Annotated in this window: 11 protein-coding genes; 1 reads left to right on the top strand and 10 read right to left on the bottom strand. The window is 72.8% G+C overall.

Features of this window, described 5'->3' with window-relative positions:
* Positions 1-289: 289 nt before the first annotated feature.
* Both AC1C2W_RS17460 and AC1C2W_RS17455 read right to left on the bottom strand, forming a co-directional pair.
* On the bottom strand, positions 290-3,241 hold the full coding sequence (locus tag AC1C2W_RS17460) for an FAD-binding and (Fe-S)-binding domain-containing protein (protein ID WP_495413830.1): 2,952 nt from the start codon (positions 3,239-3,241) through the stop codon (positions 290-292).
* Positions 3,238-4,326 carry a serine hydrolase domain-containing protein gene (locus tag AC1C2W_RS17455; RefSeq protein WP_495413829.1) on the bottom strand — a complete coding sequence of 363 codons (1,089 nt, stop codon included), beginning with the start codon at positions 4,324-4,326 and terminating at the stop codon, positions 3,238-3,240. Before AC1C2W_RS17455 ends, AC1C2W_RS17460 begins: the two co-directional genes overlap by 4 nt.
* Positions 4,327-4,475: 149 nt before the next feature.
* On the opposite strand from AC1C2W_RS17455, the gene AC1C2W_RS17450 reads away from it, so the two are divergent.
* Complete coding sequence (locus AC1C2W_RS17450; RefSeq protein WP_495413828.1) at positions 4,476-5,039, top strand: P-loop NTPase family protein; 564 nt, start codon at positions 4,476-4,478, stop codon at positions 5,037-5,039.
* 29 nt (positions 5,040-5,068) lie between these two features.
* Here the strand turns inward: AC1C2W_RS17450 and AC1C2W_RS17445 are convergent, their stop codons facing one another.
* From AC1C2W_RS17445 to gcvT, 8 genes are all read right to left on the bottom strand, one after another.
* Entirely contained in the window at positions 5,069-5,956 is an 888-nt protein-coding gene (locus AC1C2W_RS17445) for a PrsW family glutamic-type intramembrane protease (protein ID WP_495413827.1), read from the bottom strand.
* A gap of 91 nt (positions 5,957-6,047) precedes the next feature.
* Positions 6,048-6,533 carry a DUF1269 domain-containing protein gene (locus AC1C2W_RS17440; protein WP_495413826.1) on the bottom strand — a complete coding sequence of 162 codons (486 nt, stop codon included), beginning with the start codon at positions 6,531-6,533 and terminating at the stop codon, positions 6,048-6,050.
* Between the two features lie 35 nt (positions 6,534-6,568).
* The gene (locus tag AC1C2W_RS17435; RefSeq protein WP_495390736.1) at positions 6,569-7,063 is read right to left on the bottom strand and encodes a DUF1269 domain-containing protein; all 495 of its coding nucleotides are present in this window, start codon (positions 7,061-7,063) and stop codon (positions 6,569-6,571) included.
* 162 nt (positions 7,064-7,225) lie between these two features.
* Positions 7,226-14,623, bottom strand: coding sequence for a DUF5979 domain-containing protein (locus tag AC1C2W_RS17430; protein ID WP_495413825.1), 7,398 nt, complete (start codon positions 14,621-14,623; stop codon positions 7,226-7,228).
* A gap of 433 nt (positions 14,624-15,056) precedes the next feature.
* Positions 15,057-15,494, bottom strand: coding sequence for a (deoxy)nucleoside triphosphate pyrophosphohydrolase (locus tag AC1C2W_RS17425; protein ID WP_495390738.1), 438 nt, complete (start codon positions 15,492-15,494; stop codon positions 15,057-15,059).
* Between the two features lie 91 nt (positions 15,495-15,585).
* Positions 15,586-15,822 carry a helix-turn-helix domain-containing protein gene (locus AC1C2W_RS17420; protein WP_495390739.1) on the bottom strand — a complete coding sequence of 79 codons (237 nt, stop codon included), beginning with the start codon at positions 15,820-15,822 and terminating at the stop codon, positions 15,586-15,588.
* Between the two features lie 251 nt (positions 15,823-16,073).
* Complete coding sequence (gene gcvH / locus AC1C2W_RS17415; RefSeq protein WP_495390740.1) at positions 16,074-16,442, bottom strand: glycine cleavage system protein GcvH; 369 nt, start codon at positions 16,440-16,442, stop codon at positions 16,074-16,076.
* Positions 16,443-16,500: 58 nt separating this feature from the next.
* Positions 16,501-17,655, bottom strand: a complete 1,155-nt coding sequence (gene gcvT / locus AC1C2W_RS17410; RefSeq protein ID WP_495413824.1) for a glycine cleavage system aminomethyltransferase GcvT — start codon at positions 17,653-17,655, stop codon at positions 16,501-16,503.
* Positions 17,656-17,668: the final 13 nt, after the last annotated feature.

Here is a 17,668-nt window from a genome sequence, read left to right as displayed (position 1 = left end):
GGCATGGGTGACCTCTCACTCTGGCCCGACCCTTGGTGTGTCGTCGAGGGACGTCGCTGCAGGGTGGTCGCCGCAGGATCGGCGCATGTCGTGGACGTCGTGGACATCGGCGCGGAGGGCAGCCGCGCAGATGAGGAGAGCACAGCCTTCCGGTGGGTCCGGGTAGTCCTCTCTACCGAACGGCTGCGCTACCAGGCCTGCCCGACGACGCGCGCGCCGCGCTCCCGAGCGTGGCCGAACTGGAGGCCGTGCTCGACCTCGAGGGTTGAGACTCCTCGACGGGTGGGTCTCAGCGCGTCGCCGCCTCCAGCAGCTCCAGCACGTGCACGTAGTCCCTGCCCGTGGCGCGCGACATGCCCATCTCGCAGGTGCGGTTGGAGGAGACGTAGGCGTCGTACCGGCCGCCCGGCAGCCCGCGCTCGCCCGCCGCGACGTCCGCCGCCTCGGCGTGTGTCGCCGCCGCGGTGAGCTCCGGGTGCAGCATGCCGCGGTCGCCGGCGAAGCCGCAGCAGCCCCAGGCGGCGGGTACCACGGCGTCGTCTGCGACGGCGGCCGCGACGGCGCGCAGGTCGTCCACCGCGCCCAGGTGCACGGTGGCGCACGTGGGATGCACGACGACGCTCGGCAGCCGGTCGACGTCGACGCCCTTGGCCGCGAGCGCCGGCAGCACGTCCGTGCGCGCGAACGTCACGGCGTCGACGATGCGCAGCTTCGCGAACCGCTCGGCGTCCTCGGGCGACAGGTGGTGCGGCGTCTCGACCAGCCCGTGCGTGCAGCTCGACGCGTCGCACACCACGGGCAGCTCGCCCCCGCGCGTGGACGTCCACAGGGCGTCGAGCACCTGGCGCGCCATCCTCGCCGCGCCGTCGGGCAGGCCTTTGCTCACCCACGGGGTGCCGCAGCACAGGCCACCGATGCCCTCCGGGACGACGAGGCCGACGCCGGCCCGCTCGCACAGCGCGCGCAGCGCCGCCTCGGCACCCAGCCCCGGCCGTCGGGTTTCGACAGGCTCAACCGGCGGGGTTTCGACAGGCTCAACCAGCGGGGTGTCGACAGGCTCAACCGGCGAGGCCGGGGCGAACAGCTCGCCCATGCACGACGCGAACAGGACGGCCCGGGGTGCACCGCCGTCAGCGGCCACCAGGTCGCGCTCGTCGCGCTGCGGGCCCGGGCCGGGCAGGTCGTCGTCCACCCGCGGCACGACGTCGGTGCCCACGACACCCCGCGCGACCTCCGACACCACCCGCACCACCGGCGTCGGTACCGCCTGCACCACGCCGAGCGCGCCGCGCAGCACGTCCACGACGGGCCCCCAGCTGCCTGCCAGCGCCTCGCCGCCCTTGCGCACGAGCGCGGGCTGGGACCGCGCGCGGTGCCCCTTCATCACGATGCCCGTGTCGATGCCCACCGGGCACGCCTCCACGCACATGGAGTCCGCCGCGCAGGTCTCCACGCCCCAGTACTGGTAGGCGCGCTGCAGCTCCTCACGCTCGGCCTCGGGCGCCACCGCCAGCTCCTTGAGCAGCGCGATGCGCTGCCGCGGCGTGGTGGTCACCGTCCGCGACGGGCAGCCGGGCTCGCAGTACCCGCACTCCACGCAGCGGTCCACCAACGGCGCGTCCTCGCCGCCGGCGGACGCCTCGATCTTGAGGTCGCGCAGGTGCTCGCGCGGGTCGTCGGTGATGATCACGCCCGGGCTGAGGCGACCGCGGGGGTCGAGCAGGCGTTTGATCTCGCGCATCACGGCGTACAGGTCGTCGCCGTACTGGCGGCGCACGAACGGCGCCATGATGCGGCCGGTGCCGTGCTCCGCCTTGAGCGAACCCCGGTGCCCGAGGACCAGGTCGACAAGGTCGTCGCTGAACGCCGCGTACCGGTCCAGCTCGGCCGCGTCGCCCAGCCGCGGCGTGATCATGAAGTGCAGGTTGCCGTCCTTGGCGTGCCCGAACGTCACGGCCTCGTCGTTGAGGGTCCCGTCGTACCCGTGCCGGGCGAACAGGCCGCCCAGGTCGCGCACGGTCGCGGTGAGGTCCGGCACCGGCACGACGACGTCCTCCAGCAGCGCCGTCGCCCCCGCCGGGCGCGCGCCCGCGACCGCCGTGTACAGGCCCTTGCGCACGCGCCACAGGCGCGCGCGGGTGTCCGGGTCGGTCGTGAGGGTGGCGGGCACCTCGAGCGCGAGGCTGTCGACGACGGCGCGGGCGGCGTCCTGCAGCGGGGCGAGCGCGTCGTCGGTCGCGGCCCGGTACTCCACGAGCAGCGCCGTCTGGCCGGTGATGCCCGCGCCCCGGGCGAGGGCCCGCATCGACGCGTCCGCCTTCGGGTCGGGCGCCGCCACGCGCAGCGACGCGGCGTCCATGAGCTCGATCGCCTCCGGCCCGGAGGCTCCCAGCGGCACCAGCGCGTCGGTGGCCCGCTCGAGAGAGTCGAAGACGAGCAACGTGGTCGCGACCTTCGTCAGCAGCGGGACGGTGCGGAAGGTGACCTCCGCGACCCAGCCCAGAGTGCCCTCCGACCCGACCATGAGGTGCTCGAGGATCTTCGCCGGCGTGTCGTGGTCGAGCAGCGCGTTGACCGAGTAGCCCATCGTGTTCTTCATCGCGAACTGGCGCTCCACCTCGGCGCGCATCGTCGCGCTGCTGCGCACGCGGTCGCGCAGCTCGGACAGGCCGCGGTAGAGGGCGGGCTCGACGGCGGAGAGGCGCGCGTCGGCGTCCGGGGTGCCGGTGTCCACGACCGTGCCGCTGGGCAGCACCACCGTCATCGACTCCACGGTCCGATAGGCGGTACGCGTGATGCCCGACGACATGCCGCTGGAGTTGTTCGCGACCACTCCCCCGACGGTGCACGCGATCTCGCTCGCCGGGTCGGGGCCCAGGCGCCGGCCGTGCCGGGCCAGGTGGGCGTTCACCAGCCGCAGCGTGGCGCCGGGCTCGCAGCGCACGCGCTCCCCGCCGTCCAGCACCCGCACCCGCGTGAACCGGGTGCGCGTGTCGATCAGCATGCCCGCGCCCGACGCCTGGCCCGACAGGCTCGTGCCGCCCGAGCGGAACGTCACCGGCAGGCCGCGCCGGTCGGCCTCGCGCATCGCCGCGACCACGCCGTCGCGGTCGTGCGCGCGCACCACCGCCTCCGGGCGCAGCAGGTAGTGGGAGGCGTCGTGGGCGTGCGCCACCCGGCTCAGCAGGTCCGTGCGCAGCTCGAAGCCGTGCCCGTCGCCGGTCGTGGTCCGCCCCGTCATCCCCGCACCTCCGTGTTCCTGTCCGGCAGCGATGCCCCGCGAGCGACGACGGCCGCCAGCCGCCGACGGCGCCGCTGCACGCTCGCCCCTCGGCCGGCGTGCACCCGGTTCGTCAGCAGCACGGCGGACGCGCCCGTCGCGAGGTCGACGACGAACGACGTCCCCGTGAACCCCGTGTGGCCCACCTGGTCCTCTGTCACCATGAACCCCGGGTCGCCCCGCCGCAGCCCGAGCGCCTGACCCCAGGGTGCCCCCGCACGTCGCGCGCCGGCGTCCGGCTCGACCAGCGCGCGCCACGACTCCTCGCTCACGACGCGGCGGCCGCCCGCGACGCCGCGCGACGCGACCAGGCCCGCGAGCCGGGCGACGTCGTCCAGCGTGCCGAACAGCCCTGCGTTGCCCACGGGGCGGCCGATCGCCGCGGCCAGCTCGTCGTGCACCCGCCCGGTCGGCGTCCCCGGCTCGGTCGGGACGAGGTCAGTGGGGTCGGCGGGGCCGCCGTCGCCTCCCACGGGCGACCACCGGAGCCCCGTGGCACCGATCGGCTCCGCGACCCTTCCGGCGACCAGGCGGTCGAGCCGCTCGCCCGTGAGCTCCTCCAGGAGCCGGCCGAGGACGATGAAGCTGAGGCACGAGTACCGGTGTACGGACCCGGGCGCCTCGACGGGCGGGCCGAGGGCGTCGTCCAGCACGGCGGCGGGGTCGGACGACGTGCGCCAGACGAGCGAGCTGTCGCGCAGGCCGGCGCAGTGCGTGAGCAGCTGGCGCGCCGTCGCGCCGCTCGCCGTCGCGGGGACGTCCAGCATCTCGCGGGCTGGCGCGTCGAGGTCGAGCAGCCCGTCGTCGACGGCGGTCGCCGCGGCGACGGCGACGAACGCCTTGGTCACGGACGCGAGGTCGAACAGGCTCGCGGCGCCCGTCCGGCCGGCGGCATCTGGCCCGTCGGCGAACTCGCGCACCGACCCCGGCGTGGTGAGGAGGGCCGCGGCGGACGACCAGCCCTCGTCGTCGGCGCGCCCCTCGAGCAGCCCTGCCTCCGCCGGCTCCGGCGGCCGGGCGTGCGGCGGGTGCGAGGAGGTCGGCATGAGCTCTCCGTCCGTCCGGGTCGACGACGACCCTAGGTTGGCAGATCGGTTGGCAGATTTCTCCATACCGTACTAGCAGCATGGCAAGAGTCTTCACGATGACGCCGGCGGCCCGCGGCTGGCCGCCCGGATCACGTAGGCTCCCGCGGATGCCCCACCACGCCCCGGTTCCCCAGCCAGTCCGGAACCCCCGGCGGATCCTCGTTGCCGGCACGTCGGGCGCGGGCAAGACGACGCTGGCCGGGCGGATCTCCACGGCCCTCGGCGTGCCGCACACCGAGCTCGACGCTTTGCATCACGGCCCCGCGTGGACGCCACGGCCGGAGTTCGAGGCCGACGCGCGGGCGCTCGCCGCCGGCGACGCGTGGGTGACGGAGTGGCAGTACCGCCAGGTGCGACCCCTGCTGCTGGAGCGCGCCGAGATGCTGGTGTGGCTCGACCTGCCCGTGCGCGTCGTCATGACGCAGGTGGTGCGGCGCACGCTGCACCGGCGCCGGCACCGCGTCGAGCTGTGGAACGGCAACGTCGAGCCGCCGCTGGCCACGTTCTTCACGAGCCGGGACCACATCGTGCGCTGGGCGTGGGACACCCGGCACAAGCTGCGGGGACTCGACCAGCGGCTGGCCGTCGACGCCCCGCACCTGCAGGTCGTGCGGCTGCACAGCCACGCCGACGCCGACCGCTGGCTGAGCTCGTCGCAACCCGCTGGTTGAGCCTGTCGAAACCCAGGAGCTCGCCCTGCTTACGACATCGCGGCGCCGGCACGAGCGGCGGACGCCACGGGGCGGGCGCGCGCCCACCGGCGCAGGAGCAGTACCCCGACGACCGAGATCACGGCCAGCCCGAGGACGTAGAAGATCGTCGAGTACGTCGAGGCCGCGTCGGCGGTGGCCGGCAACAGCTGGCCGTAGTCGAGGGCCTGGTGCAGCCCGCCCGTGACCTCGAGTGCGAGGAACGCGGCCAGGAAGCCCATCGAGTCCCACAGCGAGTGCAGGAGCACCACCGCGACGTACGCGAGGACCACCTTGCCGGTGAGGCGGTACCGGCCCGCGGCGGACGCCGCGCCGAAGATCGCGGCGCCGAGGACGGCCGTCCACAGCACGTGTCCCACGGGCGTCAGCAGTCCGCGCACCGCCTCGGTCTGCAGCATCGAGTCGAGGTCGATCCTGCCGAGCGTGGTCAGCCCGGCGTTGAAGGCGTACCCGGCGGACTCGAAGGCGGCGAAGCCGGCGCCGACGGTCGCGCCGAGCCACGCGCCCGTGAGGCCAGTCTTCTGCGCGACGCGCGCACCCACGACGAGGAACACGACCGCCTTGACCAGCTCCTCGATCGCCCCGACGCCCAGGTACATCCACCACGCCGGCGACAGGTGCGACTCGAGGAGCGAGGCGCCCAGCACGCCGAAGATCCCGCCCACGAAGAACGCCATGAGCAGCAGCACGGGGTCGAGCATCCCGCGGGACCGCTCGGCGACGAACAACACCACGGCCAACGGCACGAGGAAGCTGCCCAGCAGGATGACCGTCGGCACCAGGTTCGTGTTCTGCGTCGAGTACGTGACCCCCGCGGTGACGATCCACAGGAGGATCCCCCCGAGCAGGGTCTTCCACCACCATCCGCGGGACCTCACGAGGGCTGCGTTCCGGGGCGTGGGACCGGGGCGCATCGGTACTCCCTCTCGGTCGTCTCGGGGGTGCGGCACCGTTGCCGCACCCTCCCGGTCAGGAGCCGAACGTCTCCAGCAGCACGGCGCGCTCCGCGTCCGTGAGGTTGGTGGCGATCAGGGTGCCGTGCAGGCCGTGAAACCGCTCGCCGACGCGGTCGGTGTCCCCGTCCTGCGTGACGGCGAACAGCGCCGACGTGCCCGTGGTGACCTGCTCGCGGATGGTCTCGAGCTGGGTCCGGTCGATCCCCACGGCCTCGGTGTGCTTCGCGAGGGCGCCGAGCGCCGCGCCCGCCGCGGCGCCGATGAGCGGCATGAAGAACAGCACGCCCAGCAGCAGCCCCCAGAAGGCTCCCCAGCCGGTGCCGCGCCGCTCGTCGTCGTGGCTGTGCTTCGTCGTCGGCGTGGCCTGGCCGACGGGCCACGACACCACCGCGTGGTCGACCACGGTGATCAGTCCCTCGGACTCCGCATGCTTGAGGATCGACGCGGCTTCTCCTGCGGCCTCGGGGGTGTCGAACTTCCAGACGGTGAACGTGGCCATCGTGGGCCCTCTCCGATCCTTCGGGCGACCCGTGCTCAGGCCTCGTTGAAGACCTCGCGGAGCTTGGCCTCCTCGTCGGCCGAGAGGTTGGTCTCGATGAGCTGGCCCCTGATCCCCTGGGACTCGAGCGCGGACTTCACCCGGTCGACGACGACGCCCTGCGTCATCACGAACAGGGCCGAGGTGCCCTCGGTGACCTGGCCGCGCACCGTGTCGATGAAGTCGTCGTCGATGCCGACGTCGGTCAGCGAGCCCGCGAGCGCGCCCGCCGCTGCGCCGACGGCCACGCCAAGGAGCGGCACGAAGAAGATCAGGCCGAAGAGCAGGCCCCAGAAGCCACCACCCAGGGCGCCGAAGCCGGTCGTGTGATGCAGCTGGCGGGTCTTGGGCTTCTTTGCGCCCGGCTCCCAGGAGACGACGGCGGCATCCAGGACCTGGGCGAGCTCCTGCTTCTGCAGGGCCATCAGAGCTTCCTCGGCCTGCTGCGCACCGGTCGGGGAGTCGAACTTCCAGACGGTCAGAGTCGCCATGTCATGCTCCTTCTTCTCGGACTGCGGTACTTGAGCAGGCAGGCCCGCGCCATGCCGTTCTGCGCGTGCCACGACCTATGTCGAAGGTAGGTGCAGCGCCAAGATCCTGCCCGGTGAGGAGCTCCCGGGCCGCTCGCGGATCCATGCATCCGACGGCGCCTGTCAGGGCTGGTGACGCCGTCGGACCGACACGAGCACCACGCCCGCAGCCGTGACGAACAACGCGATCCCGATGAGCCACATGACGTCGGCACCGGTGCGCGGCAGCCAGCCCGGCGACCAGCCGTCGTCCCCGCCCTGGCCACCACCCGGGTCGCCGCCGGCGTTCGGCGGCGGCGGGTCGAAGGTGTTGGTCACCGTGATCTGCACGGCGTCGCCCGCCGCGACGGTCACCGCACCCGGGTCGCCGCCTGACTCCCCTGAGCCTGTCGAAGGGTCGACGCTCGAGACGGTCGAAGAGGCCGCACCGCCGTCATCGGTCTCCGTCACGACGCACTCCGCGCCGACCGGGAGGCCGTCGTAGCCGACCGGGTCGCCCGGGTGGAGCTCGCGCGCCGCGCCGTCGGGGATGTCGATGTCCTGCCCCTCGAACGTGCAGGCCAGGGAGACCTCGAACGGTGCGGTGACGAACTCCGCGCCGTCGCCGTCCACGACCTTCTCCACCTGGATCGCGCCGGCGTCGAAGGTGTTCGTGGCCGTGACCACCTGGGGGTCGGCCGGCAGCACACGCTCATCGATCTGCACCGGGTCCGGCTGCACGGTCGTCGAGGTGGCGCCGCCGGCCTCGGTCTCCGTCACGGAGCACACGGCCCCGACCGGCAGGCCGAAGTACACGCCCGGAAGGCCCGGCCCGAAGGGCCGCGTCGGACCGCCCGGGATCGGGACGTCTCCGCCTTGGACGGTGCACTCGAGGGAGGCCTGGTACGGGATGCCCCCGAGCGGGAACTGCGCGTAGAAGTCGTCGACCTGCGCGATCAGGTCGGCGAGCTCCTCCGGCGTCACCGGCTCGTCGGGCATCTCCGGGAGTGGCGGGATGTCCGGCATCCCTGGTGCGAAGTCCGCGGCGTCGCCGTCCACCACCTTCGCCAGCAGCAGGGGCGCGGTGAGGAACGTGTTGGTCACCGTCACCCTCGCGGTGGCCGGCGAGCCGTCCTCGTTCGCGGGCGGCACGACGACATCCACCGAAGTGCCGGCCACCGGGTCGCCACCGTCCACGCTCATGGTGACTTCGGTGGCGCCGAAGTCCTCCGTCTCGGTGACGGTGCACTCGGACCCGACCGGAAGGCCCTGGTACACGGCCGGCTGGCCGGGCACGAAGGTCCGCACGGCGCCGCCCGGGATGGCGATCGTCACCGGGTCTCCCTCGGCGTCCTCCCCGTAGGTGCACGCGAGGGTCACCTCGAACGGTCCGGGTCCGTAGAGCGCGCCGAGGCCGTCGAGGTTCTTGTCCACCTCGATCGTCCCGACGTCGAACGTGTTGGTGATGACCACCTGGGCGACCTCGTCGGCGTCGACCGTCACCGTGTCCGGCACGACGACGGACCCTGTGGCGCCGCCACCGTCGGTCTCCGTGACGGAGCACTCCGCGCCCACCGGCAGGTTCGAGATCTGCATCTCGAGCGGACCGGCGCCGCCGAGCACCACCTCGCCGTCGTACACGGTGCCCGGCTCCCCCGGCCCGTCGCCGTCGGCGTCGTAGGTGCAGACCACCTGCAGGTGGAACGGGCCGGATCCGTAGGCCTCCCCGCCTTCGCCCTCGACCACCTTCTGGAGGTTGATCGCACCGACGGCGAAGATGTTCGTGATGGCGTCCTCGTTGGTGATCGCGCCGGTCACCGGGGTGTCCGGCAAGAGGGTCACGGTCGTCGACGTCCCGTCCGTGGTGACCGGGTCGTCGTCTCCCTGCGTCACGGCCATCGACGTGCCGGGCGCGCCCGCAGTGCCGGTCTCGGTGATCGTGCACTCGGCGTTCGCGGGCAGGCCGGTCAGCTCGACCGGAGTGCCGTCGCCGGCCAGCTCCACGACCATCGGCGTGTCGGGCCCGTACCCCTCCGCGTACACCTCCTCGCCGAGGAACGTGCACTCCACGGTGGCCTCGAACGGCCCGTAGGCGATCGGGTTGCCATCCTGGTCGACCGCGTCGCTCTCCACCGTCTTGGACAGCTCGAGGCCGGCGAGCTCGTAGACGTTGACCGCGACGATGGTCGTGAGGTCGGGCTCCTCACCGATCGTCACCATGCCGACGATGAGGTCCGTCTGGCCGTTGTCACCTTCGGTGATCGTGCACTCGGCGCCGTACGGCAGGTTCGGCACCGTGACCGGTTCGCCAGGGACGACGGTGATGGGGATCGGGTCGAGCTCGCGTTCCACCCACGTACCCGGGGCGGACGTGCACCGCACCTCGAGGTCGAACGAGTCCGGCGCGTACTCCCGCCCCGCACCGATCGCCATCTTGTCCACCTGCAACGGGCCGGACGCCGTGGCGACGCCGACCTTCTGCCCCTCGGTGGGCAGGAGGTTGCGCACCGACCCGTCCCGGCGGATGTACGCCGCCGCCGCCGCCGCCGAGTCGTACGCGATCGACCGGTCCCCCGCCGCCGGAACGCGCGCCGGCGTGGTCGTCGTCTTGTCCAGCGTGACGAACTCACCGGGCGCCATCGGGTGGTCGTCGGAGAAGGTCACCACGATCTTCAGCGCCCGGATCGCGGCGAACTCTTCGTCCGACATGTCGTTCCTCAGCGGCACCCAGCCCGTGGCCGGGTCGTCGGTCGGGCAGACCGGCTCGCCCAGCGGGTCCTCGATGTCGTCCATGCAGTAGTCGGTCGCCGCCGAGTAGTAGACGGTGCCGCGAGCGCCGGCCGGCAGGTCCTGGAATACCGGGGGCCTTTCGTTGGAGAGGAACGGCCGCCACTGCGAGCCGCGCGGCGTCGTGTCGTAGGAGCCCGTGTCGCCCGGCGCGGGGATGCGGTCGTACGCGACGAGCTTGGTGATCGGGTCGTTGCCGACGTTGTCGATCCGGATGCGCCACGTCTCGTCGTGGCCCGGGGCCACGATCGGCGTGCACGGGTACCCGTAGAAGCCGGCCGCGTCGGGGACGCACGTGGTGTCGGGGTCGGCGGCAGGGTCGACGAAGACGCCCAGCTCGTCGTTCTCCGTCGCCTTGACGCGCTTCGACTGCGCGAGGGCCGCCGTCTCCGTGGGGTGGACGTCGGCGTCCGCCTCGCAGGCGCCGGTCTCCGTGTCCAACCGGGTGACGCACTCGTCCCAGGGCCGGTCGCCGGTGACGCCGGCGGTGTTCTGCACCGTGGCCTGCGGCTCCAGCCCGACCCGGAACCTCACCGTCACCGTGACGGTGTACGTCTGGTTCGGCTCGAGCACCGAGCCCTCGGGGAACGTGAACCGCAGCCTGTCGATGTCGCCCGCCTGCGCCACCGTCACCTGCGTCGCGCTCGTGGGGAGATCAGGCGTCGCGGGGTCGGGGTCCGTGCCGCTCAGCGCATAGGAGAAGGGCTCGGCCACATTGGCCAGCCGCAGCTGCGGCCCCCGGTCGTCCGACGGCATCGGGTCGTCGAGGATCACCGGGTCGGTGACCGCGCGGTCGCCGGTGTTGGTCACCCTGATGTTCATCGGGAAGACGGCGTTGGGCGACTTCGCCCCGCCGGAGACCACGCCGTCGAAGTCCTTGACGATCTTCACGCCGTTGGTCGAGTGCTCGTACAGGATCGGCGCCTCGGCCTCGTCGTCCGCGCTCACCGGAACGGTGTCGCCGGTGTCCGGGTCGACGACGAGGTCGGCGCCGGTGACGCTGCCCTGCACCGAGTTGCTCGCGACGCCCGGGGCAGCCTCGCCCGGCGCGGGCGGGTTCGCCGCGAGGTCCGGCAGGACCGGACCGCCCGACCGCATCTCGTCGCGCCGCTCCACGGAGATCGGCACGCGCTGCGAGGGCGTGGCCGGGTTCTCCCAGACGGACCCGTCGGTGCGGGTGAACGTGAACCTCAGGCCCTGGACGTCGCCGGGGGCCACGCCGTCGGGCAGCGCGAACGTGGACGCCGCCTCGCCCTCGACCCAGCCCCCGCCGGTCACGGTGACCGGGTCCGACGATCCCGGGTCGCCGGAGAAGCTGGCGCCCACGAAGGCGTCCACCTGCACCCGCTGGATCGGGGCCGTCAACCTGGCGCCGTCGAAGCCGACGAAGCCGTACTGGTTCCAGAACTGCGGGTCGTCGTCCGTGAGCACCATCTCCACGGTGCGCGACGGTCCCACCGGCTTCCCCGTGAGCACCATCGTGACGGGGCCCGTGCGGGGCTCGACGATCGTGTCGGGGCTGAACGACTTGCCCACCTCGAGGTCGATGGCGGCGTCCTGGAGCTGGATCGACGCGTCGTCGTCGGCCTCGCGGACGTCGCCGCCGGCGACGCCGCCCGGGTCGTCGATCGTCGCGGCCGCGCGGTTGGGAACCGGGTCGTACCCCGCCACGTCGACCGGGCCGCCGGTGTACCGGTCGGTCTTGCGCAGCTGGAGCGTGAGGTCCATCGTGCCCGCCGCGCCCGGCTCCACCAGCCCGTCGTACGCGGCCTCGACGCCCACCACGTCCGCGAGGTCGGCGGCCGTGAGAGCCTCCGCTGCCGCCTCGTCGAACGTCGCGGTGGTGTCGTCGTCGTGGTGCACCGTCACGGTGGTGCTCGTGGCGCCCCGGGGCGGGGTGAGGTCGATCGCCCGCAGGGTGAAGGCGTCGAACGGCTTCGTGCCGTCCGCCGTCACCACGTCGCCCGAGCCCTGCGCCACCGGGTCGGCCAGGCGCAGCTGCTCCACCTTGGCCGCCGACTCGTTGGTGCCTTCGATGACCACGTGGGTGCTGGGGTAGTACGCGTCCGGCGTCGCGGCCGGCGGCACCGAGATCGGGCCGCCCGTCCAGTCCTTGGTCACGGACACGTTGAGCGGCTGGTCGATGATCAGCACGTCGTCGGCGTCGGTGTCGGTGTGCTCCCGGCCGTCGTAGGTGGCCGTGCCCGCGGCGGTGTCGCGGACCATGCCCGCGTCGTCGGGGAGGTTGTAGATCGTCTCGTTCGTGGAGCCGAGCACCGGGTCGCCGTTGCTGCGCCGGTCGTCCCGCACCTGGAAGGTGAGGTTCAGGTGCCGGCCGCTCTCGAGCGTCGACCGGGCCACCCCGTCACCGGTCTGGGGCGCGGTCGGGTCGGCGTCGTCGCGGGACGGCGACTCCGTGTACGTGAGCCGCACCGACGTGGCCGACGCCCGCTCCGCGGCGGTCAGCGTGTAGCCGGGGAAGGTCCCGTCGCAGGCCTGCGGGCACGGGTCGCCCGACGCCTCCACCCAGGTGCCGTCGACGAAGAGCTCCACGGACTCGACCTGGTCGTACCTCATGAACGGGTCCATGCGGGCGTCGATCGCCTCGACGCGGACCAGGTCGAACGCCTCGTAGAACGAGTCCGCGACCGCCGTGCCCTCGGGGTCGGCGATGTCCGACAGGACCAGGGGGCCGACGCCGGAGAAGCCTCCGGTGGACCAGGTGATCTGCGCGGTCACCCGGTCGTCGGAGCGGGCCAGCACGTCGGGCGGGTCCCCGCCCAGGAAGTCCTTGGCGATGAAGTCGCCCGGCCCGTCGCCGTCCACGGGGAACGGGTCGACGGTGTCGCAGCCCTCCGCCGGCTCCGTCGGCTCCACCGTGTCCGCGGAGGCGGTGGAGGCGCCGCAGTTCGTCAGCGGGTCGTCCCATCCGTCCGGGCCGGTGAACTCGGCGCCGAAGTTGGGCTGGAACTGGGTGCCCGGCGGGAACCCGTCGCCGGTGGAGTCGTAGACGAACTGCACCCCCTGGGCACCCTCGGGCAGGTCGCAGCTCACGGTGGCCGGCCCCGTGGTGGGGCCGCAGCCGGGGGCGGCCACCCACTGCGCACCGTCCCAGTAGTTGACCGTCAGGGTCGAGCTCGCGGGCACGTCGGTGGAGCGCACGGACGTGGCGGCGAAGTGGTCCCAGAAGTCCGTCGGGGCGGCGGTGTCGGCCGGGTCCTGGATCACCATCTGGTCGGCGTTCGTCGTCGAGCCGTCCGGCCCGAACGGGAGCAGCCGCGTCGGGAGCTGCACGACGACGCCCTGCCCCGACACCGCGGGGATCGTGGACGGGGAGACGTTCTTGCTCGTCTCGGTCGCGAGCCGGTCCACCAGCGTCACGAGGTCGGCCGAGGCGTCGGCGGGCTCGCCGTTCGGCACCGCCGCCCGGACCGTGTTGGAGTGCGTGACGTCATCGGCGTCCTGGTCGGGGTCGGTGTCCGCCGTGAACGGGACCGACGCCTCCGCCCCCGTCGCCAGGTCGCCCGTGAACGTCACCGTGAACCCGTGGACCACGCAGCCCTCGGGCGGGTTCGGCAACGAGCCCGGCGCCGTCGCGTCGAGCGCCGGGGCGGACCCGTCGGCGCAGGTGAACGTCACGCTCGCCCCGCTGGCACCGTCGGGCCACTGCACGCCCGTGCCGTCGCCCTCCGGGCCGAATCCGGTGAACGTGAGCGGGTCGTCGCCCGTGAACGGGTTGGCCGTGTCCGGCGCCGGCTCCGTGATCGTCATCTCGGCCACGGACGTGCCGGTGTTGGTGGCACCGATGGTCACCGTGGTCGGGTCGCCCGCGCTCACGGTCGCCGGGTCGAAGCTCTTGCTCGCCGTGACGCTGTTGTTGGGAGGAGTGACGACGTACGTGTCGTCCGCCGTCGTCGGCTCCGACTCCTGGTCGCCGTCCGTCACGGACGACGACGCCACGTTGGTGACGGTGAGGGGGTCGGTGAGCTCACTGACAGCCTCGCTCTGCCGGACCTCGACGGGCACGGCCGCCGTCGCCCCGGGCTGGATGTCGCCGCTGAACGTGTACCGCACGCCCTGCACGGTGGTGGGGTCCACGGAGTCGTCGAGGGGCTCCCACGAGGCGCTGTCCCAGTACTCCTGGGTCACCTCGGTCGCGTTCGGCGGCATCGTGATGTCGCCAGTGCCGGCGTACTCGAGGTACGTGAAGGGGTTGGGGTCGGCGGTCGGGTCCACCGGGTCCTGGATCACCAGGGTGTCCACCGGGTCGTTCGTCGTGTTCGTCGACCCGAGGGTCATGGTCGCGGCCGCGCCAGGGGCCGCGAGGGCGCCCTCCGGGGCGATCGACTTCGTCGTCTCCGAGTCGAGGAGCAGCTCGACCACCGGCGTGATGGGCGCGTCCGCCGAGTTCTCCGGCGCGTTGTCCGCGACGACGGTCGCCGCGTTGACGATCGGGACGCCGCTCCCGCTGTACGGCAGGTCCGGGTCGATTCGCACGGTGATCTCGATCGCCGCCTGCTCGCCGTTCGTGAAGGAGGGCCACGTCACGGTGACGACGTCGCCGTCGGTATCGACCGTCAGATCGCCGTTCATCCCGGACGGCTCACCCGCGATGGCCGCCGAGACCAGCTCGAGCCCCTCGGGCAGCTCGTCGGTGAGCACGGCATTCCGACACGGGCTGGATGGGTCGGAGCAGGAGATCTGCACCTCGTACGTCACCTGCTGGCCCGGTACGTACGGTCCCGGGGTCTCCACCTCCTTGCCGATGGACCATGTCGCCGCAGACGCCGACGTCGCAGGAATGATGGCGCCAGCCAGCCCGAGTGCGACCACAGCGAGCACGGACCACCCCCGCCGGACCCGCCCGCCCCCCGGACGACGCGCGCTCCGACCTGCCGAGCTGTGACTCACAACCACCGATGCCCCCACTCCGGAATATGGCACGCCCGCGCAGGTCATCGCGCGGGCTTGGGTCCGAAGGTGCCAGACTTCCTCGACGTTGGCGCGGCGAACGAGGACGTCGAGTCGGGGAAGGTGAAGATCTTCGCCCTGAGGGCTTCGTGGACAGCGCCGTCTCCGAGAACGTGTTCGCGTACGTCACGATGAACCGCCGTGCGGCCTATATGCACGGCGCAGCACTGGCGCGCGGCCCCAGGGCGGGGTCGTCGACGTCCGCAGCCCCGGACGTTCAGTAGGCGGCGTCCACCGGGTCGGCGAGGACCGGCTCCAGCGCCTCGACGATCCGGACGTCGCCGTCCAGCCAGTCGACGGTGAGCAGGGCGTCGCGGTCCAGCCAGCGCAGCTCGTCGTGCTCCACCAGGGGCTGCGGGGTGCCGTCGGCCACGACCGCGAGCCACAGCCGCATCACGTGCCGGTCGGTGATGATCCAGGCGCCGTCGTCGGGCCCGGCGAACTCCTCCCCGAGGTCCACGCGCACGCCGAGCTCCTCGTCGAGCTCGCGGTGCAGCGCCTCGACCGGCGACTCCCCCGGGTCGACCTTGCCGCCCGGGAACTCCCACCGCCCGGCCAGGTGCGCCGGCCGACTTCGCCGGGCAGCCAGGAGGCGGCCCGGGCGGTCGAGTTCGTCGACGATCGCGGCGGCGACGACGAGGCGGCGTGCGGTCATACCCGAAAGTCTGCCATCCGGCCCCGGACGTGCGAGAGCCCCGCCCCGGCGACCTCCCCTGCCGCCGTGCGGGGCCCGCAACAACCGGCCTTCAGATGACCCCGAAGCCGGACTGTCGCGCCCACGCGACGGCCTCGGCCCGGCTCGACACGCCCAGCTTCCTGTACACGCTGCGCACCTGCGACTTCACCGTGTTGCGGGTGACGAACAGCTTGGTCGCGATCTGCTCGAGGGTGACATCCTCGGACAGGTTGGACAGGATCACGCGCTCACGACGCGTCAGCAGGCGGCTCGTCGTCAGGGGGTAGGTCAGCTCGATCGTGCTCATCGTTCTTCCTCCTCAACGGCCGCCGACCGATGGGTCGACCTGGGGAAGCCGTCATGGATGAAGAGGCCGATCCAGGGGGGTCATGACGCGGAACACAGCGATCAGATGCTGCCCCCGCACACGAAACGGCCGGCCTCACCCACTTGCGGGGTGAAGCCGGCCGTGTTGACACTGGTCAGCGCGGTGATCTCAAGCAACCAACCGGATCCCGCGCCTTTATCACGATTCGGTCACGACCTGCGCGAGGCGCGTCAGCCCGCCTGGGCGGCATACTCCTCCGCGGTGAGCAGCTCCCCGCGGGAGGTCACGTCGACCTTGAAGAGCCACCCGGCGCCGAACGGGTCGGAGCTCACCACGGCCGGGTCGTCCACGGCGGCCTGGTTGACCTCCGCCACGGTGCCGCTCACCGGCGAGTAGAGCTCCGAGACGGACTTGGTGGACTCGATCTCGCCGACGACGGCGCCCGCCTCGATCGTGGCGCCCACCTCCGGCAGCTCGAGGTACACGACGTCGCCCAGCGCGTCGGCGGCGACGGACGTGATGCCCACCGTGGCGGGCGACGCGTCGTCCAGCCACTCGTGCTCGGCGGAGTACCGGAGGTTCTCGGGGAAGTCGGCCATGGGGACTGCTCCTTCGGGGTCGGCGATGCTGGTGATGCTGGTGATGAGGACGATCGTCCTACGGGCGCTTGTAAAACGGCAGGGGCACGACGACGAACGGCTCGGCGCGGCCGCGCACGTCGACCGCCAGCTCGGTGCCCTCCCCCGAGACCTCCGGCGTCACGTACGCCATCGCCACGGGGTAGCCGAGCGTGGGCGACGGCGCCCCGGACGTCACGCGTCCGACGACGGAGCCCACGGCCCCGTCGGGGCCACGCTGCACGACGTCGTAACCCTCCCGCGCCGGGCGCCGGCCCTCGCCGCGCAGGCCCACGAGCACCCGCGCCGGCGCGCTCTGCGCGCGCGCCGCCAGGGCCGCACGCCCGACGAACGGCAGCGGCTCGCCGTCGTCGCCCGTCTTCTCGAGCTTCACGACCCGGCCCATGCCGGCCTCGTACGGCGTGGTGGTCTCGTCGAGCTCGTGCCCGTAGAGCGGCATCCCGGCCTCGAGCCGGAGCGAGTCGCGCGCCGACAGGCCCGCGGGGACGAGGCCGCGGTCCCGGCCCGCGGCGAGCAGCGCACGCCAGAGCTCGACGGCGCGGTCCGCGGGCACGAACAGCTCGAAGCCGTCCTCCCCGGTGTATCCCGTGCGGGCCATCAGCACTTCGATGCCGGCCACCGTGGCGGGCGCCGACGCGTAGTACTTCATCGACCGGACGGCGTCCACGTGCTCCGGCGCCATGAGCGAGGCGACGATGTCCTCCGCCTGCGGTCCCTGCACCGCGACGAGCGCGGTCTCGGCGGAGCGATCGGTGACGACGGTGTCGAACCCGGCCGCGCGCGCCACGAGCTCGGCGAACACGCGCTGCGCGTTGCCGGCGTTGGCCACCACGAGGAAGTGCTGGTCGGCCAGCCGGTACACGATCAGGTCGTCGAGCACGGCGCCGTCCTCGGCGCAGATCATCGAATAGCGCGCGCGGCCGACGCCGATCGCGCTCGCGTTGCCGACCAGCGCCCGGTCGAGCGCGGCGCCCGCCTGCGGGCCCTCGAGGTGGATCTCCCCCATGTGCGACAGGTCGAACAGCCCGGCCGCCTCCCGCACCGCGCGGTGCTCGGCCAGGTCGGACGTGTAGCGCAGCGGCATCAGCCAGCCGCCGAAGCCGGTGAGGCTCGCGCCCAGCGCGACGTGCTCGTCGTGCAGGGGCGTGGTCTTGTCCTGCTTGTCCTCGGTCATCGAGGCTCCCTTC

It is taken from the genome of Isoptericola sp. Y581, from assembly GCF_059445475.1.
This window is presented reverse-complemented; position numbering and strand designations above follow the sequence as displayed.